The organism is Actinoplanes xinjiangensis (assembly GCF_003148685.1).
GTDB classification, from domain to species: Bacteria; Actinomycetota; Actinomycetes; order Mycobacteriales; family Micromonosporaceae; genus Actinoplanes; species Actinoplanes xinjiangensis.
This window is the reverse complement of the sequence record NZ_QGGR01000019.1, coordinates 101,529-123,487: the sequence shown is the minus strand read 5'-3', so window position 1 is coordinate 123,487 and position 21,959 is coordinate 101,529. Positions and strand designations below refer to the sequence as shown.

The window sequence follows — 21,959 nt, the reverse complement described above, 5'->3', positions numbered from 1 at the left end:
GAGGCGTCAGGCGGCCAGCCGGGCGATCAGCCCGTGACGTGGCGCCGCCAGGTGGGCGACCAGGAAGGCGCCGGTGAGGGTGAGCACGATGGTGCCGCCGACCGGCAGGTCCCAGGACCAGGACAGGTAGAGGCCGATCAGGGCACAGCCCGCGCCGATCGCCGGTGCGAGCGCCATCATCACGGCGAGGCGGTCGGTGAGCAGCCGGGCGGTCGCCGCCGGGGTGATCAGCAGGGCCAGGACGAGGATGTTGCCGATGGTCTGGACGGCCATCACCACGGCCAGGGTGACCAGCACATAGAGCATGAGGTCGAGCCAGAACGTGCGCAGGCCCAGCGCGCGGGCCATCTCCCGGTCTAGGGTGACCGCGACGAACTCCTTGTGCAGCAGGAACACCGCCAGGAGCACGGCGATGGTGGTGCCACCGACGACGTAGAGGTCGCGGTCGGGGATGCCGGTGATCGAGCCGAACAGGAACTGTTGCAGCGATCCGGCGTAGCCCGGTGCCCGGGAGATGATCACGATGCCGAGGGCGAACGCGGCCACGAAGAAGATCCCGATGACGGAGTCCTCCTTCAGCCGCCGGTTCTGGGCGAACACCGTCACCAGCAGGGCGGTGACGACTCCGGCGATCGTGCCGCCGAGGACCAGGCTGCCGGAGAACAGGAACGCGATCGCCAGGCCGGGGAACACGGCATGGGCGACGGCGTCGCCGATGAACGCCATGCCGCGCAGCACCACGTAGCAGCCGACGACCCCGCACATGATCGCCGACAGCACGGCGATGGTCAGGGCCTTGGGCAGGAATGCCAGGTCGGGGTTGGTCAGGTCGGCGAGGAACTGCCACGGGGACACGTCAGGCTCCCACGAGGTCGAGGGCTTTGAGCAGGTGGCTGCCGGGTCCGACGTCGAAGGTCCGCATCCAGAGCTCCGGGTCCTTCAGGTCCGCGGCCGGGCCGGAGGCGATCACGGTGCGGTTGAGCAGGATCAGACGATCACAGGTGTACGCCGCCGCGGTCAGATCGTGGGTGGCCATCAGCACGGCCCGTTCCCGGGCGATCTCGGTGAACAGGTCGGTCAGTGTCTCCTGGGCCGGCATGTCGAGCCCGGTGAACGGCTCGTCGAGCAGCAGCACCGACGGCTCCAGCACCAGCGCACGGGCCACCAGCACCCGCTGCCGCTGCCCGCCGGACAGCTCGCCGACCGGACGCTTACGCAGGTCGGCCAGGCGGACCCGGTCGAGGGCGTCCCAGGCGGCCCGCCAGTGCGCGACCGTGGGCCGGCGGAACAGGCCGATCCGGCGGACCAGGCCGCTGAGTACCGCGTCCTGCACCGAGGCCGGGAAGTCCCAGGTGAACTCGTGGCGCTGCGGCACGTATCCGGCGGTACCGGTGCGGACCGTGCCGGCGCGCAGCGGGATCAGTCCGAGCGCGGCCCGCATCAGGGTGGTCTTGCCGGCGCCGTTGGGACCCAGCAGGGCGGTGAAGTCACCGGCGTCCAGGCGTACGTCGACGTCGCGCAGCACCGGACGGCCACCCAGGTCGGCGGCCACGCCGATCATCTCCAGAGCCGCGCTCACCGGAAGTTCTCCCGTTCGGCGCGGCGGCGCACGGTCGCCTGCCAGGCCACCAGTGCCACGATGATCAGGACCGCGAGGAGGCCGGCGCCGATCAGGGTGGGCGTCTGCCACGTACCCGATGAGGTGTCGGGCTCGGCGGCGGCCGCGGCGGGGGCGGACGCCGAACCGGCCGCCAGGGGCGCGGTGAAGGCGGTGTCGTAGTCCGGCTCGGTGGCGTCACCGACCGCGACGCGCAGCACGGTGCTCGCCGTGGCGGTGGTGCCGTCGGCGAGGTCGGCGCTGATGTCGACGGCGAGCTGGTAGGCGCCGGGCCTGCCGAACACCCAGTTGGCGTGGGTGTGGGTGTTGGTCTCCACCCACATCGGTTGCGGCAGTGGCTTCGCGCTGCTCCACAGCACCTGAGGGGCGCCGAGATTGCCGGACTGGAGGAAGACCGTGACACCGCCGGGGCCCTGCACGCCGCGCAGCGTCATGGTGACGCCCCGGTCGATCGCGCCGATCACGCCCGGATCCTGGGTGTTCCAGCCGATCCAGACGACTCCCTGCTTCTCGGTCTGCGGCACCACGTGCACCTGCGTGCCCGGCGGCTCACCGAGGAACGCGTAGGCCGGGTCGTCGGGTATCTGCAGACGGGCGGCGTCGCGGACCCGCAGGACGGTGTCGGCGGGTTCGCGCCACACCGAAGGGACGGCGTGGTCGTCGTGGATCTGGATGGTCCACCTGCCGTCCCGCAGGCGGGGGCCGATGTCGACATGGCCGGTCTCCAGCACTGCCCGGCCGGTGGCCTGGGCCTGGCCGGGGTCGAGGGACTGGTCCAGGCCGGGAGTCGGGCTGGGAGCCGCCGCGAGCAGCACGGCGAGCAGGGACTTGATCAAGGCTGGTCCTCGGGTGGTTCAGGAGAGGCAGGAGCGGAGGGAGTCGGCGTTGAACCGCATCATCGACACGTAGTCGGTGACCCGGTCGTCGAAGGCGTCGCCGTAGATGTCGCAGACCTTGACGTTCTGATCTCTGGCGACCTCGACGAGGGTGGAGGAGCGGGCGCGCAGGTTCGGTTCCAGGAAGACCGCGCGGATGTGCAGGTTGCGCAGCGTCTCGGTGAGGCGGCGCCGGTCGGCGAGACTCGGTTCGACGGCCGGGTTCGGGGTGACGAAACCGGCGACCGGGATGCCGTAGGCCTTGGCCAGATAGGCGAAGGCGTCGTGGGTGGTCACCAGATGGCGGTTCGCCGCCGGGATGGCGTCGATCTGTTCCCGGAGGTACGCGTCGAGCCTGCTCAATTCGGTCAGATACCGGTCGGTGTTGGCCCGGTAGGCGGCGGTGCCGGCCGGGTCGGCGGTGATCAGCGTGTCCCGGATCAGCTCGACGTAGGACTGTGCGTTGCCGGCGTCCTGCCACAGGTGCGGATCGATCTCGCCGTGCACGTGCCGGCCGAGCACCGCCTGCGGGAGCTGGTGGATCTGGGTGCCGGGCCGTCCGAGGAACCGGAGACCCGGCCCGGCGGGCACCTCCTTGAGCGCCTTGGCCGGAACCTCGATCACGGTACGGCCGGGATCGAGGCGTACCTGCTCGGTGCCGCCGTGGCCGTCGCCCCACAGGTAGAGCTCACCGGTGTCGATGTCAGCCGTGACGTCGGTGTGCCCGTCGTGCAGGACGAGCGCCCCGTCCATGCCGGGCACGGTGTGCGGGTCCACGCCGACGGCGAAGGTGAAGGTCTGCTCGCCCATCGGCAACGGCTTGCTGTCGGCGGACACCGCGAGCTCCGCGCGCAGCGTGAGCCGGTAGATACCCGGTTCGGTGAACGCCCAGCTCATATGGGTATGGGCGTCCGGCGGCAGGTTCATGGTGTCGTCGCGGTAGCCGTTGGCGGGGTCGAAACCGTCGCCGGAGTCGAAGGCGATGTCGGGATTGCCGAACGACTCGGTCAGGTAGGCGGACAGCCGGCCGGGACCGTCGACGCGGGTCGCCGAGAGCCGGACGTCGGAGGAGCGGGTGACCCCGTGCACCGCGCCGGAACCCCGGGCGCGCAGGCCGAGCCAGATGGTGTCCAGAGAGACGTCCTCGACGAGCGGGATGATCTCGGCGGCGTATTTGGTGGCGCCTTCGGCGAGGGAGATCTGCTCGACGCCGTCGGGCAGGTTGGCGTCCAGCGTCTTGATCACGCTCTGCGCCTCGAGCAGCAGGTAGTTGCTGAACGCCACGTCGGCGTAGACGACGTTGCGCACGTCGCGCAGCGTCGGTTCGTAGGCGTGGGCGTCGGCGTTGTCCGGAACGATCGAGTCGACCAGGACGCGGTCGCCGCCGACGTTGCGGACCAGGTCGGCCAGGATGCCGGTGGTGGTGACGACCTGGACGCGCCCGTCGGTGTCGGACAGGGCGGGCGGCGGCGCGCAGCCGGCCACGGCGCCGAGCAGCAGGGTGGCGGCGAGCAGGCGTTTCATCGTTCTCCGGGTACGGTGGGCGGCGGGTCCGCTCCAATTCCGGTGGAGCGGACCCGCCTGGATCACGGCAGGACGGTGAAGGTGAACGCCTTCACACCGGTGGTGACGGTCGCGCCGGTGGACAGCAGCCTGCCGGTCACCTCGAAGTCGAGGGTGTAGGTGCCGGCCGCGGTGAAGCCCCAGTTGGCGTGGGTGTGCGCGTTGTAGGTGACGGTCCGCGTGTCGGGCAGGCCGTTGGAGGAGTCGAACAGCCTGGTCGGGGTGCCGGCCGAGACGGTGTAGACGCTGACGTGGCCGGGCCCGGTGAAGCTGTTGAGCCGGAACGTCACCGAGTTGCTCTGGAAGACGCCGGACGGGACCTCGGCGGTGTTCCAGCCGGCCCAGAGCAGGCCGCTGGTGTTGCCCTGGGGCAGGACCCATGCGGTGCTTCCGGCCGTGCCGAGGAACGACCACGCGCTTCCCGACGGCACGGTGATCTTCGCGGCGGCCGGGACCTGGAAGACCACGTCGGCCGGGTTGCGCTCGGTCACGTCGTCGTTGACGTTCAGGACCAGGGCGCCGGCGGTGTAGTCGACGTCGAGGACGTCGACATGGCCGCTGGTGAGAGTGACGGTGGCGGCCTGGGCCGGCACGGCGGCGGCGACCACGAGGCTCAGGGCGGCGGCTACGACCGCGGCGGCCCTCACGGCTGGACCACGAACTTGTAGACGGCCGGCTCCGAGGTGACGGTCTGACCGGTGGCGGCCAGCTTCGCGGTCGCCCGGACCTTGATGAGGTAGACGCCGGCCTTCTGGAACGCCCAGCTGGTGTGCTGGTGCGTGCCGGTCGTGAGCGGCAGCGCGTCGGGCAGGCCGTCACCGCTGTCGACCAGCACGTTCGGGGAACCGACCGCGTTCTCGGTGAAGATGGCGAACCGGCCGGAGCCGGTGACCTTCTCGAACTTCAGCGTGACCGTGTCGGCGGTGAAGACGCCGTTCTCGATCTCCTCGGTGGCGATGCCGGGCCAGATCAGCTCCTCGTTCTGGATCTCGGGCAGGATCCAGACCGGCTTGCCGGTGGCGCCGAGGAAGCCGAACGAGGGGTCGTCCGGGACCGTGGTCTTCGCGGCGTTCCTGACCAGGAAGATCACGTCGTCGACCTCGCGTTCGACGTCCGGTTCGACGGTCTCGTCGTGGACGCCGATCTCGAGGACACCGTCCTCATAGGCGAGGTCGACCACGTCGACGTGGCCGGCGCTCAGGACCACGGTCCCGGCGGCTTGGGCGGGAACCGCGGTGCCGAGCAGGGCGGCGGCGAGGATGCCGCTGCCCAGGAGCAGGCGGAGGGGTTTACGCAAGGTCTTCTCCTAGGGATGGATCCGGCGTCGGATGCCGGATCACGCTAAATCCTAATGGTTTTCATTTTCATTAGGAAGGGTCGGGAGTGGACACGTGACCGTGCTCGCTTCGCCGCCGCCGGGCGAGCACGACGACGGCCGTGCCGGTGATGAGCAGCAGTGCTCCGCCGCCGGCGATCGAGGCGATGTCCGTGCCGGTCTCGGCGAGGCCCCCGCCGCCGGTGTCGTCGTCGGTGGCCGATCCACCACCGTTACCCGGGTCCGGGGCGTCACCACCGTCGGTGCTCGTCGAGTTCCCGACGGCGACGGTCAGGGTCCTGGTGTCCGACACGCTCCTGCCGGCGGTGGTGGTGGCGGTCATGTCGACGGTGAGCTGGTAGACCCCGGGCTTGGTGAAGGCCCAGTTGCCGTGCGCGTGGGTGTTGGGCGCTATGCCCAGCCGCTGAGGCAGCGACTTCGCCGAGTCGAAGATGACCTCGGGGGTGCCGAACGAGCCGGTGAGGAACAGCGTGAACCGACCCGGGCCGCGCACCTGCTTGAGGCGCCAGGTGACGGTGCCTTTGGTGCCCTTGACCACGGATTCGTGCTGGGTGTTCCAGCCGGGCCAGACGATGCCGGGCTGCTGCGACTGGGGCAGCAGGTGGACCTTGTCGCCGGCCTTGCCGAGGAACGCGTACCCGGCACCCGACGGTACGTCGATCCGAGCCTTGTCGGTCACCTTGAGCATGACGTCGGCGGGTTCACGCCAGGTCGGGGGAGTGGTGCTGTCGTCCTTCAGCCGGATCCGCAGCGTGCCGCCGTCGAGTACCGGCCCCATGTCGACGTGCCCGTCGGCGATCACCTTCCTGCCGGTGGCGGTGGGAGCCGAGGTCCCGGCAGCCACGGCCTTGTTCGCCGTGGCGGACCCGGCGGCCGTCGTGGTGGCCGGGTCGGCCTTCTGCACCGGGGGTGCCTGCGCCGCCGGGACGGCCTCGGCTCCGGCCGGTACCGACACGGTGTAGACCGCCTCGTCCTGAAGCGTCCGCGCACCGGTACGCGAGGTCGCCCGCAGCGTCACCCGGTACTCCCCGACGGCGTCGAACAACCACACCACGCCGCCCACCCGGCGCCCGGCCGGCAGCCGGGTGCTGCGCCGGCCGTCACTGTCGAGCAGCAGGGTGGGCCGGCCCCACTCCGACAGCGTGTAGGCGGCGAAGGCGCCGAGGCCCTCGACCGCGGCGAGTTCCAGCGTCACCTCGCCCCTGGTGATCGCGGTGGTGTCGAACGTGGAGAACGGCGAGCCGTCCTGCAACGACCACACCGGTGCGCCGGGGCGGCCGAGGAACGAGAACGCGGGATCGTCGGGGATCACGCCGACCGGTGCTCCCGAGGCGGTGAACCGGACCGACTGCGGATCGGTGCCGGTTCGTCCGTCGCCGCGAAAGCTCAGTCGCAGTTCGCCGGACTCGACGGAGAGCGCGACCAGGTCGGCGCCGTCGGCGGGTGTGGTCGCGACCGCCGGCAGGCCGGCGCTCAACACCACCGTCAACGACGTGGCGGCGACGACGACGGTCTTCCGCAGGCGGTTGGTTCTCCGGCCGGTCATCGGATTCCTTCCTTCTCGAGGGTTGCGGTCGCCTGCTCGCGCCCACGTTTCTCGGCGGCGGCGAGAGCTGCCCGCATGCGGGCCTTGCGTCGGCGGCGGGCGGAGAGCCCGGTGACGAGCAGGGCGGCGGTGAGGGCGATGAGAGCGAGTTGCGGCCACGGGACCAGCCAGAGGGTGTGCTCGAGGACCGCGCGGGCCGGCGCTGGATCGATGGTGCGGCCGTCGGCGGGCGCGGGCAGGATGTCGAGTGTCAACTGTTCCCGGAACAGCGGCGGCACCGAGTCCAGCGTGACGGCGCCGGTCAGCGAGCCGCCGGGCAGGATCTCCGGGATCGCGGTAGCCGTGGTGGTCCGGGTGCCGAGCCCGAACGGTCCCTCGATCCGCCCCGTGGGGGTGCCGCCGAGGCGTACGTTGCCGGTGTTGGCGACGGTGAAGGTGGCGGTGACGCGCGGCAGGCGCAGGGGATTCCAGGACGTCACGGCCTGGATCTCGACGTCGGTCACGGTGAGTGAGGGTTGCAACGGCCCGGTGACGCGCAGGTAGACACGGCTGCCGACCCGGTGATCGACGGAGACCCGGTTGCCGGCGGCGTCGGTGGTGTCGGCGACCAGGGAGGCGACGACACCGGCCGCGTGATCGCCCGGTGTGGCGTCGGCCGGAACGGTGAGGGTGAACGGCACGACGACCCGCGACGATGCCGGCAGTGTGAGCTGCTGCCGGCCGAGTCGGATCCACCGTCCCGCGTCGGTGGGCGTGGCGTTGCCGGCCCGCAGATCGAAGCCGCCACCGGCGGTGGTGAAGGCGTCGTGGGCGTAGAGGCGCAGGGTCAGCGGCTGCTTCGAGTGGTTGGTGACGGCGACGTGATCGGTCACGGTGGCGCCGGGGTCCAGTTTGTAGTCCAGCGCGGCTCGTCCGTTCGGTCCTTTCGGGCCCGAGGGCGACACCGACCAGGTCAGCGAGCCGTCTCCCGGCGCGGCCTGGGCGGGCGCGGGCACGGCGAGGGCGGCCAGAGCCAGAACGGCTGCGGCGATGCGGGTACGCATGAGGGGGGTCTTTCGTTGGACCGGGGTCGCGGGGCGGCCTGGACCGGGGGGTCACAGCGGGCCGCCCCGCGACGTCTTCAGATGGCGGTCAGGGTCAGGGTGCCGGCATAGGTGCCGGCCGCCGTGTCGGTCGGAACGCTGAGCTTCAGCTGCGCGTCGAGCTGGGCGGTGCCCAGGCCCTCGCCGTTCGGGGCGGAGGCCAGCACGGCGCTGCCGCCGAGGCCGGTGTGCGGCTGAACGGTGCCGTACGGATGGGCGACCGGCCCGGCCACCACGCCCTGCCCGCTGCCCTGCGCGGTGATGCTGGGCGTCCAGCCGAGGTGGCCGCCGGTGAAGGTCTTGCCGTCCTCGGTCTTGAACCCGTCGGCCACCTGCCCGGATGCGGTCCAGCCGGGCTCGGCCGCCCGGGTGTCGGTGACGGTGACCGGCTTGAGCGCACCGGTGCTCTCCCACCGGTCGCCGGCCGCGGACAGCACGGCCGCCGGCAGGGTGACGGCACGGTTCTCGGGATCGACGCTGATCACGAGCGCGCCGTCGGCGGCGTTGATGGTGGCGGTCACCGACTTGGCCGCGCTGCTGCCCTCCGGCGGGAAGGCGACCCACAGCCAGGCCTCGGCGCTGGTGGCCACGGCCTTGTCGCCGTCGTACAGCTTGACGACGTACTGGGTGCCGTTGAGTGCCCGCGTCGCGGTGAAGCCGTACGACGCGCCGGTCTCGCCCTCGATCGGCGTGAACTCGTCCTCAGTCGGTTTCTTGCTGAACCACCGGTACTTCGTCAGTGGCCCCTGCGGGGACTGCACGGCCTGCAGTGTGACGGTGTCGCCGGGCTGGTACTCGCCCTCGGACATGCCGGAGATGCTGAGGCTCAGGTCACCGCCACCGGCTTGGAGGTCACCGACGACGAACCTGTAGTCGACCGGTCCGGTGGTCAGCGTGGTCCCGTCGGCCAGGGTGGCGTCGGCCTGGAACTTCAGCGTGTACGTGCCGGTCGCGGAGAACACCCACCCCGCGTGGGCGTGGGTGTGCACCGGGACGTCGAGCCGGTCGGGCAGCCCGTCGTCGCTGCGGAACTTGATGTTCGGGGTGCCGAGGGAGTTGGTGTCGAACAGGGTCACGTCACCGGGGCCGTCCACCCCGACGAGGCTGATGCCGATCCTGTCGCCGGCGAAGACACCGGAGTTCAGGGTGGTGGTGTTCCAGCCGGGCCAGAGCAGCGCCGGGTCCTGGACCTGCGGCAGCATCCAGATCCTGCTCCCGGGTGCGCCGAGGAACGAGAACGCCGGCAGGTCCGGCACGACGGTCTCGGCCGCGGGCAGCACCTGGAACGTGACGTCGGCCGGGTCGCGCACCACCGCAGGACTCACCGTGTCGTCCTTGACCTTCAGGCTCAGCTCGCCACCGTCATAACGCACGTCGACGGCGTCGGTGTGCCCTTTGGACAGCACCACCGGGTCGGCGGCGAGTGCGGGAGTGGCGCCGAACAGGACGGCTGCCGCAAGGGTGAGACCGGCGATGCTGGACGCGACCCCTGTGGAGGGTCTCTTCACGCACGTCTCCTTCCAGTTAATGAAAACGAATCTCGTTTTCGACGGGACAGTAGCAGGGACCGGTGGTGGGTGGCACCCCGGTGCTGCCCACCACCGGTCACTTGGCTTTGCGGGCGTACTTGGCGCGGAACTTCTCCACCCGGCCGGCGGTGTCGAGAACCCGTTGCCGGCCGGTCCAGAACGGGTGGCTGGCCGCGGAGATCTGCACGTCGATCACCGGGTAGGTGTTGCCGTCCTCCCAGTCGATGGTCTTGTCGCTGGTGGCGGTGGATCGGGTGAGGAAGGCGAAATCGGCGCTGCGGTCGCGGTAGACCACAGGGTGGTAGCCGGGATGGATGCCGGGTTTCACGGTCGGTTCTCCTCGGTGGTGATGGCGTCGGTCAGCGGGAAGCAGCCGGCGAACGGGTCGGGCAGGTGGGGCCAGGCGTCGAAGCCGTCGGCGAGTTCGGCGTCGGTGAGCAGGCAGTCGTTCAGCAGTGCGGTGACGCCGGTGTGGTCGAGGTGCAGGCCGATCAGGGCGAGTGCGGTGCGGCGGTCGCCGTAGTAGGGATCCCAGGAGAGGTCGGCGGCGATCTGGCGCTCGTCGCTGGTCTCGGTCCAGCGTTCGGCCGGGAGGGCGGCCAGCCAGTACCCGAGGGTGCCGAGGGTGACGCCGCCTCCGGCGAACTCGAAGGCGAGCACGGTGTCCGGCTGGCTGGCGATCCAGAGCTGTCCTCGCCCGCGCAGTGCGTGTTCGGTGATCTCTTCCAGGGCGTCGTGCAGCCGTTGCGGATGGAACGGGCGCCGGGTCTCGAACAGCATCGAGGTGACGTCGGAGGAGTCGGTGTCGGCTACCGCGATGGGCCGGCCTTCCAGTGCGAGGCCGAGCATGCCGGGCCGGCGCGGGTCGTGGCGGCCGGTACGGCGGACGAGGGTGCTGAGCCCGGTGCAGTCGAGTCGGCCTGTCGTGGCGACGCTCACCTGGATGGACCAGGGCGCGAGCCGGTGGATCAGAGTGCCGACCCGGCTGAGGTCCAGCGCGTCGGTGTCGGGGCGGCTCCACAGCACGACGGTGTCGCTGAATTCGACCTGGTGCACCACGACTTCGGCGACGGCGCGATGGTCGTCGCCGGCGGCGTGCAGATCGCGGTCGCTCAGGTCGTCGGTGGCGATCAGGTCGTCGAGGAAGCGATCGGCGTCGACGACGGTGACGTACGAGTCGAAGCGGACCACTTCGGTGACCGGTGTGCCGTCCACCGTGCAGTGTTCGGAGGCGGATGCGACCGCCTCGGGTTCCACCGCGGGCGGCAGGACCAGCAGCAGGTCACTGCCGGGGTGGGTGCGGGCGAGGCGGACCAGGGTGGGCAGCACGTCCTCGCGCAGGGTGCAGGAGACGCAGCCGTGCACCAACTCGGTGGTGACGTCCTCGATCGGCCCGGTGGCCGAGCGCACCGTACGCCGAAGGATGCCGTCGCGGATGCCGGTGAGGTCGTGCTGGATCGCCAGCAGCCGGTCCTCGGCGATCAGCAGCGCCTGGGCGGTCGCATGGACCGCGCCGGGGGAGAAGCCGGACAGCACGGTGACGGCGGGCCGGTGGTCCAACGAGGAGGGCAGGGTGTCGGTGATCGGGTTCGCGCTCACCCCCACATCTTGTTGGAAACGATTTTCATTGTAAAGTCGGCACCATGTCCAACGTCTGTGACGTGACCGGCGCCAAGCCCAGCTTCGGCAACGCCGTGTCGCACTCCCATCGCCGCACCCGCCGCCGCTGGAACCCCAATGTCCAGCGCCGCCGCTACCGCCTCGCCGACGGCACGTCGATCCGGCTCAACGTCAGCACCACCGGGATCAAGATCATCGACCGGGACGGCATCGACTCCGTGGTCGCCCGGCTGCGTGCCAAGGGAGTGAAGATCTGATGGCCAAGAGCACCGATGTCCGGCCCGTCATCAAGCTGCGCAGCACCGGCGGTACCGGGTACACGTACGTCACCCGCAAGAACCGCCGCAACGACCCCGACCGCCTGGTCCTGCGCAAGTTCGATCCGGTCGCCCGTCGTCACGTCGACTTCCGCGAGGACCGCTGATGGCGCGCCGCAGCCTCACCGAGCGGGAGAAGCGCCGCACCGACCTGTCCACCCGGCACTTCGACCGCCGCGCCGAACTCAAGAGGCAGGTACTCGATCCGGAGACGCGGGCCGGCGCGATGCGCGCCCTGGCCGGGCTGCCCCGCGACTCCAGCCCGTCGCGCCGCCGCAACCGGGACATGATCGACGGACGACCGCGCGGTGTGTTCAGCCGCTTCGGCCTGTCCCGGGTGCGATTCCGGGAGATGGCGCTACGCGGCGAACTGCCCGGGATCCGCAAGGCCTCCTGGTAGTCCGGCGGCCGTCGCCTGAGATCGGCCGGGTGCGGGCTCGTTGCCGCGAGCCGGTACCCGGCCGAGCCGGTTCGCGGTAGGAATCGATCACTCGATGGCGTGAAGAACGAATGCCGGTCACACCCCGGCCGCCGGCTGAGGCGTTGGCCGGTCATGGTCGATCCCGGCGACGTGATCCTCGGGCCGCGGTGTGGGCGGGGCCTCCGGCGACCTGATCTGCCGGGGGTGCCGAGCCGTGCCGGTGTATGAGCCCTGGCGGCAGGAACGCCAGGCGATGGGCATGTTCTGGATCTGTGTGCTGAGCGTCCCGATCATGCTGATCAGCTGTCTGGTCTTCCTCTGGGAGCGAGTCGGCGACGCCGTCAACAACAGCCGGTTGCCCGATCTGCACAACGGCTTCTACGCGCTGCCGGACTACCCGCCCGATCCGTACATCCGGGCTGACGGCATGGCCGTCGACCTGTTCATGATCACGTTCACCGACGTCGTGGTGACGGACAGCGCGGTGCAGGTCAAAGCAGTCGCCACGAACATCACCACGAAGAAGCAGACACTGGATTGCCGTACGGACGGCAACAACGCCGTCAACCAGTGGAGTCTGCCGACAGTGGTGTTCTCCAGTGGCAACGACCGGGTCGTCGGCGGGTCCGCGTGGTGCGAGGACTCCGAAGGCGGCATCACGGTCAAGCGCCACGGTAGGGCCGGGGTCGTCGCCGCATTCGATCGCGACAAACGCTTCACCGAGGAGTTCGTCCTGCGCTGGGGAGAATGCCTGGGCACGGACCGTGAATACGCGTGTAACCGGTACACGACCGAGCACACGATCGACCTCGCATCGGCGCAGAGGTCCTGACGGCGGCGAGAAGAGCCGCGGCGACCGGTCACTCCGCGGCGGTCAGATACTCCAGCACGAGGTCACCGATCATGGTCCGGTAGTGCTCGCGGAGGCCGGGGTCGAGCATGTCGCGCTTGAAGATCGCCTTGAAGGTGTACCGGTTGGCGGTCCGGAAGACGCAGAACGCGCTGATCATCATGTGTACGTCGATCGGGTCGACGTCGTCGCGGAACCGGCCGGCCGCGCGGCCGCGCTCGAGGATCCGGGTCAGCGCGTCCAGTGCCGGGTTGGCCAGGCCCGCCAGGATCTCGGAGCGGGCGATGTGCCGGGCGTAGTGAATGTTCTCGATGCTGACCAGCCGGATGAAGTCCGGATGCGACTCGTGGTGGTCGAACGTGAGGGCGGTGAGCTGCCGGATCGCCTCGGTGGGGTCGAGGTGCTCCACGTCGACCTGCTGTTCGAGGGCGCGGATCCCGGTGTAGGCCTGCTCGAGTGCTGAGATGTACAGGCCTTCCTTGCCGCCGAAGTAGTAGTAGATCATCCGCTTGGTGGTGCGGGTCTTCGCGGCGATCTCGTCGACCCGGGCGCCGGCGAAGCCCTTGTCGGCGAACTCGCGGGTCGCGACGGCGAGGATCTCGGACCGGGTTCGTTCGGCGTCTCTGGTGACGGGGGCCGTTGCTGGCGAGTCCGGCGTCTGCGTGGCCACACGGCCCTCCTTCGATCGAGGATTCACCTTAGTCTCGATGGTCGCGGCTCTTCCTCCTCCGCCACTCGGCGCGTATAACTAACTAACTAGTACATACATTGTGGTCGACGGCACCGCCCGCACGCGGAACCCTCGGCAGCGATACACCTTCCGTCGTCCCCCGGCGCCTCGCCGAGCCCGTCTCGAAGCCGGGCGAAGCCATCGAGGAAGGCAGTGCACCATGCTCATCGCCGATCATGATGCTGCTCGAACCGCGACCGCCGGCCCGTCCACCGGCCCGCACCTGACGATCGCCACCGCCTGCCTGTCCGGGACCCTGGAGGACAAACTCGCCGCCGCGGCGGCAGCCGGCTTCCACGGGATCGAGATCTTCGAGAGTGACCTCATCGCGTCGGCGTGGTCACCGGCGAGGATCCGGCAGGAATGCGCGCGCCGCGGCCTGACCATCGACCTCTACCAGCCGTTCCGCGACTTCGAGGCCGTCGCCCCCGACACCTTCCGGGCCAACCTGCGCCGCGCGGAACACAAGTTCGGCGTCCTGGAACAACTCGGCGCCGCCACGATGCTGGTCGCGTCGTCGGAGTCGCCCGACGCCGTCGACGACGACGACCTGGCCGCCGACCAGCTACGGGAGCTGGCCGAGCGGGCCGCCGCCCGCGGGCTGCGCATCGCCTACGAGCCACTGGCCTGGGGCCGCTTCGTGAACACGTACGCCCACGCGTGGCGGATCGTGCGCCGTGCCGACCACCCGGCCCTCGGCCTGTGCCTGGACAGCTTCCACGTCCTGTCCCGGGGCGACGACCCGGCCGGGATCCGGGTGGTGCCCGGCGCGAAGGTTTTCCACCTGCAACTGGCCGACGCGCCGCGGCTGAAGATGGACGTCGTGGAGTGGAGCCGCCACCACCGGCTCTTTCCCGGGCTGGGCTCGTTCGACCTGACCGGCTTCGTGAGCCAGGTCCTGGCCACCGGATTCGACGGCCCCCTGTCACTGGAGGTGTTCAACGACGTCTACCGCCAGGCCGACCCCCGGCACGCCGCCATCGACGGGATGCGCTCGCTGCTCGCCCTCCAGGAGTCGGTCAGCGTCGGCGGACCACCGGTGGCGCGTCGGCGACTGCGCGGGCCCGGCCTGCCGCCGGCGCCACGTCTCGGCGGTCACATGTTCACCGAACTGGCGGTCGACGACGTCTCCGGCCCGGTCGTCGCCCGGACCCTGACCGCGCTCGGGTTCGCCCGGACCGGGCAGCACCGCTCCAAGCCGGTGCAGTTGTGGCAGCAGGGTGATGCCCGCATCCTGCTCAACTTCGCGTCGCAGCGGACGGTCGCGCCCGGCACCGCGGCGATCTGTGCTCTCGGCCTGGAGAGCAGCGATCCCGCCAGTTCGGCCGAGCGTGCCGCCCGGCTGCTCGCTCCGGTGCTGCCCCGGGTGCGTCAACCGGAGGAGGCCGACCTCAGTTCGGTGGCGGCCCCCGACGGGACGGCGGTCTTCTTCTGCCGGGCGGGCGCGGACGGCAACGGTTGGCTCGCCGACTTCGGGCCCACCGACGGCGAGGCCCGCACGGACGGCCTGGTGACCGGGACCGACCACATCGCTCTCACCGAGCCGATAGACGACTTCGACCAGGTCGCTCTCTTCTACCGTACGGTTCTGGGCCTTCAGGCGGGCCAGACCACGGAACTCGCCGCCCCCTTCGGGTTGCTGCGCAGCCGGTCGGCCACCGATGCCGGGCGCACCGTCCGGATCACGCTGAACACGGCGCCGCTGCGCCGCGGCTCCTGGGCGCCGGCCGTGCCGAGCCCGCAGCACATCGCCTTCGCCAGCGACGACGTGATCGCCGCGGCCAAGGCCATGCGCGAGCTCGGCGCACCGGTGCTGCGGATCCCGCGGAACTACTACGACGACCTCGATGCCCGGCTCGCCCCGGAGCCGGAACTGCTCGCCACGCTGCGTGAGCACTCGATCCTCTACGACCGCGACGAGGGCGGGGAGTACCTGCACTTCTACACCGAGATGCTGGGCTCGCGGCTGTTCTTCGAGGTGGTGCAGCGTATCGGCGACTACGCCGGCTACGGCGCCGCGAGCAGCGCACCGGTGCGGATGGCCGCGCACCGCCAACGTCGCCTGCGGCGACTCAGGGACACCCCCCAGCCGGCGTACGGTCGGGAGCACGACTACTCGTTGGCCCACCTGACGGCGTTGAGCCTGTCCCCACCGGAGCTGGTCGAGGCCGCCGCCGACGCCGGATACCGGTATGTCGGTCTGCGCCTGACCCGGGTGACGCCGGTCGAGCCGCACTATCCGCTGGCCACCGACCCCGCCCTGATGCGCACGACGAAGGTGCGCCTGGCGGCCACCGGCGTCGAGGTGCTCGACATCGAACTGGCCCGGATCGGGCCCGACGAGGATCCGGGTGACTTCCAGCGTTTCCTGGAGGCCGGTGCGGAACTCGGTGCGCGCCACGTCATCGTCCAGCTGCCCGATCCGGACCGCAACCGCAAGATCGACCGGTACGCGCGGTTGTGCCAGATGGCCCGCCCGCTCGGGCTCACGATGGATCTGGAGTTCCCCTCGTGGACCGAGACACCGGATCTCACCGAGGCGACCCGGGTGCTGCGGGCGGCCGATCAGCCGAACGCGGGCATCCTGATCGACCTGCTGCACTTCGCCCGCTCCGGCTCCAGCGTGGCCGACCTGCGGGAGCTGCCGGCCGAGTGGTTCCACTTCGCCCACGTCTGTGACGCGCCGCCGGGAGTGCCGCCCACCAGGGAGGAGCTCATCCACACCGCACGGTTCGAACGCCTCTACCCCGGGGACGGCGGTATCGACGTCGACGCGATCCTGGCGGCACTGCCGTCCGGTATCCCGTACGCCCTGGAGATTCCCCGCGCGCAACTGGTGGCGCAGATCGGGGCGAAGGAGCATGCCCGCCTGGCGGTCGCCGCGGCACGTCGTCGCCTTGACGGCGTGCCGGCTAACCGGAGACCGGCCGACGCGGCATAGCCGCACCGGCCGGTGCCGGCGGCAGAGGGGGGAGGGGCCTGTGGCCGAGGTGATGCCGCCGGGGATTCCGCCGCGGTCAGGGGCCGTCGGTGAAGGTGGGCAGGATGGACGGCGGCATCGGGCCCTTGTTGCGGCGGCCCTGGCCGGTCTCCTCCCAGGCGTGGGCGAGGATGCCGACACTGCGGCTCAGGACGAACAGGCCCCGGGCCAGCGGTGGTGGGAAGCCCAGTTCGGCGTAGACGACGGCGGTACAGCCGTCGATGTTGATCGGCACGGGCCGGGTGCGGCCCTCGGCGAGGACCCGTTCGACGGCGTGGGCGGCGCGCAGGTGGGAGCCGTCGACGACGCGGTCGGCGACGGCCTGCCGCACCTGAGCGAGCAGCGGGTCGCGGCGGGGGTCCACGGAGTGGAACCGGTGCCCGAAGCCGGGCAGGTATTTCGAGCGGGCCCGCCAGGAGGCCACGGTCGTCTCGGCGGCGTCGGTGAGGCCGGCGCCGTCGCGGTGCAGGCGCCGTACGTCGTCCAGCAGGGTCATGCATTGTTCGCCCGCGCCGCCGTGTACGTCACCCAGCAGGTTGACGCCGGTGGCGACGGCGTTGTTGAGGCCGATGCCGCAGGTCGCCGCCATCCGGGCGACCGCGATGGACGGCGCGTGCGGCCCGTGGTCCACCGAGGAGACCAGGGCTGCCTCGAGCAGCCGCTCCTGGCCCGGGGTGGCCCTCTCGCCGCGCAGCATCAGCCAGATGATCCCGGCGAAGCTGATCGAGCCGATCAGGTCCTGGACCGGGTGCCCGCGCAGTTCGATGCGGTTGGGTTCGACGCGCGAGACGCTCGTCGCCCACCAGTCGGACACGTCCCGGACGGTGGGTTCGGGCCGGTCCTGGCTCATGGTGCCGTCACCTCGTCCGCGGTGGTCTTGAATTCGTGGTTGTGCTCGCCGAGTAGTGGCGGCGGTGTGCGGGGTCGCAGGGCTTCGCCGTTGACGAGCACCCCGTTGCCGGTGACCCGCAACGTCCGGTCCGGGTCGCCCGGGAACTCCAGGTCGGTGAGGAAGCCGCGGGTTTTCAGCTGGTCGAGTTCCATCGCCTGCGGGACGGTGAGGATGCGGGCCGCGGGCACGCCGGCCGCCGACAGGGTGTGTTCCCACTCGACGGCGGGCCGGCTGCGCAGGGCTTTGTTGATCTCGTCGTTGAGCGCCGCGCGGTGTTGTTTGCGCGCCTCGCGGTCGGCGAAGCGCCTGTCGGTGAGCAGGTCGGGGCGCTCGATGAGCCGGCAGAGGGTGGCGAACTGCTCCTGCCGGTTGGCGGCGATGTTGAGGGGCCCGTCCGCGGCGTGGAAGGTGCCCGAGGGTGCGGCGGTGGCGTTCTGGTCGCCCATCGGCTCCGGGGGGACGCCGCTGACCAGGAAGTTCGAGGCGGCCCATCCCATCGCCGACAGCGAGGTCTCCAGCATGGAGACGTCCAGGCACACGCCTTTGCCGGTTCTCGAGCGCCCGGCCAGCGCGGCGGCGATCGTCATGGCGGCGACCAGGCCACCGATGGTGTCGGAGACCGGGAACCCGACCCGCAGGGGGGCGGTCTCCGGTGTGCCGGTGACGCTCATCATCCCGGACAGGCCCTGGATGATCTGGTCGTACGCGGGCGCCTGGCGCATCGGCCCGGTCTGGCCGAAACCGGAGATGGCGCAGTACACCAGGCGCGGGTTGATCCGGTGCAGGGTCTCCCAGCCGTATCCGATCCGGCTCAGGACACCGGCGCGGAAGTTCTCCAGCAGAACGTCGGCGCCGGTGAGCAGGGCTTCGAAGGTCGCGCGGTCGGTGGCGTCCTTGAGGTCGAGTTCGACGGACTTCTTCCCCGCGTTCTGGGCGAGGAAGGAGGCTCCGATCGCGGCCCGGTTCAACCCCGGCTCCGGGCCCAGCCTGCGGGCCAGATCGCCGTCGCCGGGCCTCTCGATCTTGACGACCTCCGCGCCGAGAAGCATCAGGTGATAGCTGCAGTACGGGCCGGCCAGGACGTTGGTCAGGTCCAGAATCCGGACGCCGTGCAACGGTCGGTCGTCATCCATGAGACGTGCCCCTCGGTCGTCATCGGGCGTGCGGCCCGGCATGGCGGTCAGGCGGCGGAGCAGTGCGGCTTTCACTTCCCCGAAACAACCGCGGAGTCGGCCATTGCCAGGGGGTCTCCGCGGCCCGTACGTTACACCTAGTCCACAGAGTGGTCCACATGGACTACCAAGCGGTTCGCTCGAAGGGGTGCCGATGATTGACAGTCCTGGCCATGCCGTCCCGGACGACGCACCGGCCACGGTCGGATGCCTGATCGCCGGCGAGTGGGTGAGCGACGGACCGCGGGCCGACCGGGTCGGTCCCTGGACCCGGGCCGTCGTCAGCACCGCCCGGCAGGCCGGCGATCACGACGTCGAGACGGCCCTGGGGTATGCGCGCCGCGGTGCCAGGGCGGTCGCCCGGATGTCGCCCGCGGCACGCGCCGGCGTGCTGGAACGCGCCGCCGGCGAGGCACTGGCACGGCGGGACGAGCTGGCCCGGCTGCTCGCGCTGGAACTCGGCAAGCCGGTCAAGGACGGGCGCGGGGAGATCGACCGGGTGGCCGACACCTTCGCGGTCTCCGCCGCCGAGGCCCGCCGCATCGGCGGGGAGGTCCTCCCGGTGGCGGGCTGGGCCCGCGGCGTGGGCAACACCGCGCTGACCCACCGCGCCCCGGTCGGTGTCGCTCTCGCGATCACCCCGTTCAACGCACCGGCCAACCTGCTCGCCCACAAGCTCGCCGCGTCGTTCGCGGCCGGCAACACGACGATCGTGAAACCGCCACCCCAGGCTCCGGCGTCGTCCGCGGCGGTGGTGCGGCTGTTGCTCGACGCCGGGATGCCGCCGGAGGCGGTCCAGGTGCTGCACGGCGGTGGCGCGGTCGGCGCGGCCCTGAGCGCCGCGCCCGAGGTCGGCGTCATCAGCTTCACCGGCAGTCCCGGGACGGGTGCCGCGGTGGCCCGCTCGGCCGGCGCCAAACGCCTGGTCATGGAGCTCGGCGGCAACGCCGCCACGATCGTCTGCGAGGACGCCGACATCGCCGCCGCCGCCCGGATCTGCGCGGCCACCGGCTACAGCAACTCCGGACAGAGCTGCATCTCCGTGCAGCGCGTCTACGTGCACCGCAGCCGGTACGAGGAGTTCCTCGACGCGTTCACCCTGGCGGTCGAGAAGCTGACCGTCGGCGACCCTCTCGACACGGCCACCGACGTCGGCTCGATGGTCGACGACGACGCGGCCGAACGGGTCGTCTCGTGGACGCGGGAGGCGGCGGACGCCGGCGCGACCATCACCACCGGCGGCCGCCGTGACGGAGCGACGGTGATCCCGACCGTCGTCGCCTCACCGCCGCCGGATGCCCGCATCGTCCGCGACGAGGTGTTCGGCGCCGCCGTCGCGGTCCGGCCGTTCGACGACTTCGACGACGTGCTGACCACCTGCAACGACAGCCGCTACGGCCTACAGGCCGGGCTGTTCACCCACGACGTACGCCGCATCCTCACCGCGTGGCGTGAACTCGAGGTGGGCGGACTCATCGTGAACGGCTCCTCGAACTACCGGCTCGACCACATCCCCTTCGGCGGGGTCAAGGACTCCGGGTTCGGCCGGGAGGCCCCGCGCTGGATGATCGACGATTACACCGTCGTCAAGACCCTGATGCTGCGCGGCATCTCCCTCTTCGGCGACCAGGAGGACGCCCGATGACCCTCGGATCGGACGAGAAGACCGTGACCGCCGCCGAGGCGATGGTCGCCCAGCTCGAGTCGTACGGTGTCGAGTACGTCTTCGGCACCTGCGGGCACACCAACATCGCGCTGCTCGACGCGATCGGGCGCAGCAGCATCCGGTTCGTCATCGCCCGCCACGAGCAGGCCGCCGCGCACGCCGCCGACGGCTACGCCCGGGCCAGCGGCCGTACCGGCGTGGTGCTGATGCATGTCGGACCCGGTCTGACCAACGGGGTCACCGGCGTACTCACCGCGGCGCTCGACTCGGTGCCGCTGGTGGCGATCGCCGGCGACATCCCGTCCTACTACCACGGCCGGCACCCGCACCAGGAGATGAACCTGCACGCCGACGCCGACCAGACGGCCGTCTACCGGCCCTTCGTCAAACGGGCCTGGCAGGTGCACCGGGCCGCCGACCTGGCCCGGTTCACCGAACGGGCCTTCTGGACCGCGGCGTCCGGCCGTCCGGGGGCGGTACTGCTCAGCGTGCCGATGGACCACTTCTCCCGCCCGGTACCGGCCGAGACCGGCAGCAGCCGCCCGCTCGCCGTACCGCAACGCCCGGGCCTGCCCGCCGACGTCGCGGACCGCATCGCCGACATGCTGCTCACCGCCGGACAACCGCTGGTCTACCTCGGCGGCGGACTGCGCCGCGGGCCCGGCCTGACCGCGTTGCGCTCGTTGATCGAGCATCTCGACATCCCGGTGGTGCACTCCCTGATGGCCAAGGGCACCCTGCCGGACAGCCACCCGTTGCTGCTCGGCATGCCGGGTTTCTGGGGCCTGGAGATGACCAACGAGTACACCCGCGAGGCCGACGTGGTCCTCGCCCTGGCCACCCGCTTCGCCGAGACGGACGCCAGCAGCTGGGACTCCCGCTACACCTGGCGGTTCCCGCCCGGCAGGCTGATCCAGATCGACATCGACCCCGCCGAGATCGGCCGTAACTACCCGGTCGAGGTCGGTGCGGTCGCCGACGTCACCCACGCCGTCCAGGCGATCGACGCCGCCGTGCACGCCCGTCACCCGCAACCCCGGCACCGGGAAAAGCTGCGGGAGACCATCACCGCGACCCGGCGGACCCTGTTCACCGACAGCCGCGAGCGGGGTACGAGCGACGCCTTCCCGCTGCGCCCGGAACGCATCCTCACCGACCTGCGCTCGATCCTGCCCGCCGACGCGGTCCTGGTCACCGACGTGGGCTGGAACAAGAACGGGGTCGCGCAGTGCTACGAACTGCCGGACGAGGGGCGGTTCATCACACCGGGCGGTGCCTCGACGATGGGCTTCGGCCCCGCGGCGGCGGTCGGTGTCCAGATCGCGCAGCCCGACCGTACCGTGGTCGCCCTGATCGGTGACGGCGGCATGAGTGCCCAGCTGCCGGCACTGCCGATGGCCGTCGAACAGGGTGCGCCGGTCATCTTCGTGGTCATGAACAACGGGTCGCACGGCACCATCAGCGACCTCCAGGCCGCCAACTTCGGACAGAGTTACGGCTGCGACTTCACCGGGCCGGACGGCACACCGTACAGCCCGGACTTCGCCGCGCTCGGCCGCGCCTGCGGGGCCGACGGCTACGCCCTGGCCAGCGCGGGCGACTTCGGCGACGCACTGCGGGCAGCCCTCGCCGCGCGCCGGCCGGCGGTCATCGACGTGCCGATGGTCAACGAGCCGGTGCCGACCCCGGGGCACTGGAACATCAAGGACATCTACCAGGGCATCTTCGAGTGACCCCCGAGGTGCCGGCTCCAGCGGCCGGC

The 21,959-nt window shown here is 70.9% G+C and carries 21 protein-coding genes; 7 read left to right on the top strand and 14 right to left on the bottom strand.

Translation table 11 applies throughout. The features are described 5' to 3' along the window. Positions 1-6: 6 nt before the first annotated feature. From BC793_RS33565 to BC793_RS33515, 11 genes are all read right to left on the bottom strand, one after another. Positions 7-855, bottom strand: a complete 849-nt coding sequence (locus tag BC793_RS33565) for an anchored repeat-type ABC transporter permease subunit (RefSeq protein ID WP_109599871.1) — start codon at positions 853-855, stop codon at positions 7-9. Position 856: 1 nt separating this feature from the next. Further along, entirely contained in the window at positions 857-1,561 is a 705-nt protein-coding gene (locus BC793_RS33560; RefSeq protein ID WP_109599969.1) for an anchored repeat-type ABC transporter ATP-binding subunit, read from the bottom strand. A 14-nt stretch (positions 1,562-1,575) separates the two neighbouring features. After that, positions 1,576-2,454, bottom strand: coding sequence for a choice-of-anchor M domain-containing protein (locus tag BC793_RS33555; protein WP_239170420.1), 879 nt, complete (start codon positions 2,452-2,454; stop codon positions 1,576-1,578). A gap of 18 nt (positions 2,455-2,472) precedes the next feature. After that, positions 2,473-4,017: an anchored repeat ABC transporter, substrate-binding protein gene (locus tag BC793_RS33550; RefSeq protein WP_109599870.1), complete on the bottom strand. Its 1,545-nt coding sequence runs from the start codon at positions 4,015-4,017 to the stop codon at positions 2,473-2,475. Positions 4,018-4,079: 62 nt separating this feature from the next. Next, positions 4,080-4,703, bottom strand: coding sequence for a choice-of-anchor M domain-containing protein (locus tag BC793_RS33545; protein ID WP_109599868.1), 624 nt, complete (start codon positions 4,701-4,703; stop codon positions 4,080-4,082). Beyond that, positions 4,700-5,353 (bottom strand): choice-of-anchor M domain-containing protein, encoded by a 654-nt coding sequence (locus BC793_RS33540; RefSeq protein WP_109599866.1) that lies wholly within the window; start codon positions 5,351-5,353, stop codon positions 4,700-4,702. Before BC793_RS33540 ends, BC793_RS33545 begins: the two co-directional genes overlap by 4 nt. 70 nt (positions 5,354-5,423) lie before the next feature. Next, on the bottom strand, positions 5,424-6,938 hold the full coding sequence (locus BC793_RS33535; RefSeq protein ID WP_109599864.1) for a TIGR03773 family transporter-associated surface protein: 1,515 nt from the start codon (positions 6,936-6,938) through the stop codon (positions 5,424-5,426). Further along, positions 6,935-7,981 (bottom strand): WxL protein peptidoglycan domain-containing protein, encoded by a 1,047-nt coding sequence (locus BC793_RS33530; RefSeq protein WP_109599862.1) that lies wholly within the window; start codon positions 7,979-7,981, stop codon positions 6,935-6,937. Before BC793_RS33530 ends, BC793_RS33535 begins: the two co-directional genes overlap by 4 nt. Before the next feature lie 77 nt (positions 7,982-8,058). Then, a complete protein-coding gene (locus tag BC793_RS33525) occupies positions 8,059-9,528 on the bottom strand; it encodes a choice-of-anchor M domain-containing protein (RefSeq protein WP_203896429.1) in 1,470 nt (489 codons plus the stop codon). 97 nt (positions 9,529-9,625) lie between these two features. Then, positions 9,626-9,877 (bottom strand): type B 50S ribosomal protein L31, encoded by a 252-nt coding sequence (locus BC793_RS33520; RefSeq protein WP_109599860.1) that lies wholly within the window; start codon positions 9,875-9,877, stop codon positions 9,626-9,628. Continuing rightward, on the bottom strand, positions 9,874-11,148 hold the full coding sequence (locus BC793_RS33515; protein WP_109599858.1) for a CobW family GTP-binding protein: 1,275 nt from the start codon (positions 11,146-11,148) through the stop codon (positions 9,874-9,876). Before BC793_RS33515 ends, BC793_RS33520 begins: the two co-directional genes overlap by 4 nt. Before the next feature lie 44 nt (positions 11,149-11,192). On the opposite strand from BC793_RS33515, the gene rpmB reads away from it, so the two are divergent. The 4 genes from rpmB (at position 11,193) to BC793_RS33495 (ending at position 12,739) form a co-directional block, all read left to right on the top strand. After that, positions 11,193-11,426 carry a 50S ribosomal protein L28 gene (gene rpmB, locus BC793_RS33510; protein WP_109599856.1) on the top strand — a complete coding sequence of 78 codons (234 nt, stop codon included), beginning with the start codon at positions 11,193-11,195 and terminating at the stop codon, positions 11,424-11,426. Beyond that, positions 11,426-11,593 (top strand): 50S ribosomal protein L33, encoded by a 168-nt coding sequence (gene rpmG, locus BC793_RS33505; protein WP_109599854.1) that lies wholly within the window; start codon positions 11,426-11,428, stop codon positions 11,591-11,593. Before rpmB ends, rpmG begins: the two co-directional genes overlap by 1 nt. Further along, complete coding sequence (gene rpsN, locus BC793_RS33500; RefSeq protein WP_109599852.1) at positions 11,593-11,886, top strand: 30S ribosomal protein S14; 294 nt, start codon at positions 11,593-11,595, stop codon at positions 11,884-11,886. Before rpmG ends, rpsN begins: the two co-directional genes overlap by 1 nt. A gap of 235 nt (positions 11,887-12,121) precedes the next feature. Next, positions 12,122-12,739, top strand: a complete 618-nt coding sequence (locus BC793_RS33495; protein ID WP_146246552.1) for a hypothetical protein — start codon at positions 12,122-12,124, stop codon at positions 12,737-12,739. 28 nt (positions 12,740-12,767) lie between these two features. On the opposite strand, the gene BC793_RS33490 is transcribed toward BC793_RS33495, so the two are convergent. Continuing rightward, complete coding sequence (locus BC793_RS33490) at positions 12,768-13,427, bottom strand: TetR/AcrR family transcriptional regulator (protein WP_109599848.1); 660 nt, start codon at positions 13,425-13,427, stop codon at positions 12,768-12,770. A gap of 220 nt (positions 13,428-13,647) precedes the next feature. On the opposite strand from BC793_RS33490, the gene BC793_RS33485 reads away from it, so the two are divergent. Next, positions 13,648-16,428: a TIM barrel protein gene (locus BC793_RS33485; RefSeq protein ID WP_109599846.1), complete on the top strand. Its 2,781-nt coding sequence runs from the start codon at positions 13,648-13,650 to the stop codon at positions 16,426-16,428. A 76-nt stretch (positions 16,429-16,504) separates the two neighbouring features. Here BC793_RS33485 and BC793_RS33480 read toward each other — a convergent pair whose 3' ends face one another. Beyond that, positions 16,505-17,317: a citryl-CoA lyase gene (locus tag BC793_RS33480; protein WP_109599844.1), complete on the bottom strand. Its 813-nt coding sequence runs from the start codon at positions 17,315-17,317 to the stop codon at positions 16,505-16,507. Beyond that, positions 17,314-18,492 carry a CaiB/BaiF CoA transferase family protein gene (locus BC793_RS33475; protein WP_109599843.1) on the bottom strand — a complete coding sequence of 393 codons (1,179 nt, stop codon included), beginning with the start codon at positions 18,490-18,492 and terminating at the stop codon, positions 17,314-17,316. The genes BC793_RS33480 and BC793_RS33475 overlap by 4 nt, the downstream gene beginning before the upstream one ends. A 193-nt stretch (positions 18,493-18,685) precedes the next feature. Between BC793_RS33475 and BC793_RS33470 the strand changes: the two genes are divergently transcribed. Further along, positions 18,686-20,176, top strand: coding sequence for an aldehyde dehydrogenase family protein (locus BC793_RS33470; protein WP_158319431.1), 1,491 nt, complete (start codon positions 18,686-18,688; stop codon positions 20,174-20,176). Then, positions 20,173-21,930: a thiamine pyrophosphate-binding protein gene (locus tag BC793_RS33465; RefSeq protein WP_109599839.1), complete on the top strand. Its 1,758-nt coding sequence runs from the start codon at positions 20,173-20,175 to the stop codon at positions 21,928-21,930. Before BC793_RS33470 ends, BC793_RS33465 begins: the two co-directional genes overlap by 4 nt. The last annotated feature ends 29 nt before the right edge of the window (positions 21,931-21,959 follow it).

Coding starts and splice junctions, on each gene's coding strand:
- BC793_RS33560 (WP_109599969.1), bottom strand. CDS start 1,561: ATGATCGGCGTGGCCGCCGACCTGGGTGGCCGTCCGGTGCTGCGCGAC.
- BC793_RS33550 (WP_109599870.1), bottom strand. CDS start 4,017: ATGAAACGCCTGCTCGCCGCCACCCTGCTGCTCGGCGCCGTGGCCGGC.
- BC793_RS33535 (WP_109599864.1), bottom strand. CDS start 6,938: ATGACCGGCCGGAGAACCAACCGCCTGCGGAAGACCGTCGTCGTCGCC.
- BC793_RS33530 (WP_109599862.1), bottom strand. CDS start 7,981: ATGCGTACCCGCATCGCCGCAGCCGTTCTGGCTCTGGCCGCCCTCGCC.
- rpmB (WP_109599856.1), top strand. CDS start 11,193: ATGTCCAACGTCTGTGACGTGACCGGCGCCAAGCCCAGCTTCGGCAAC.
- rpmG (WP_109599854.1), top strand. CDS start 11,426: ATGGCCAAGAGCACCGATGTCCGGCCCGTCATCAAGCTGCGCAGCACC.
- rpsN (WP_109599852.1), top strand. CDS start 11,593: ATGGCGCGCCGCAGCCTCACCGAGCGGGAGAAGCGCCGCACCGACCTG.
- BC793_RS33485 (WP_109599846.1), top strand. CDS start 13,648: ATGCTCATCGCCGATCATGATGCTGCTCGAACCGCGACCGCCGGCCCG.
- BC793_RS33480 (WP_109599844.1), bottom strand. CDS start 17,317: ATGAGCCAGGACCGGCCCGAACCCACCGTCCGGGACGTGTCCGACTGG.
- BC793_RS33475 (WP_109599843.1), bottom strand. CDS start 18,492: ATGGATGACGACCGACCGTTGCACGGCGTCCGGATTCTGGACCTGACC.
- BC793_RS33470 (WP_158319431.1), top strand. CDS start 18,686: ATGATTGACAGTCCTGGCCATGCCGTCCCGGACGACGCACCGGCCACG.
- BC793_RS33465 (WP_109599839.1), top strand. CDS start 20,173: ATGACCCTCGGATCGGACGAGAAGACCGTGACCGCCGCCGAGGCGATG.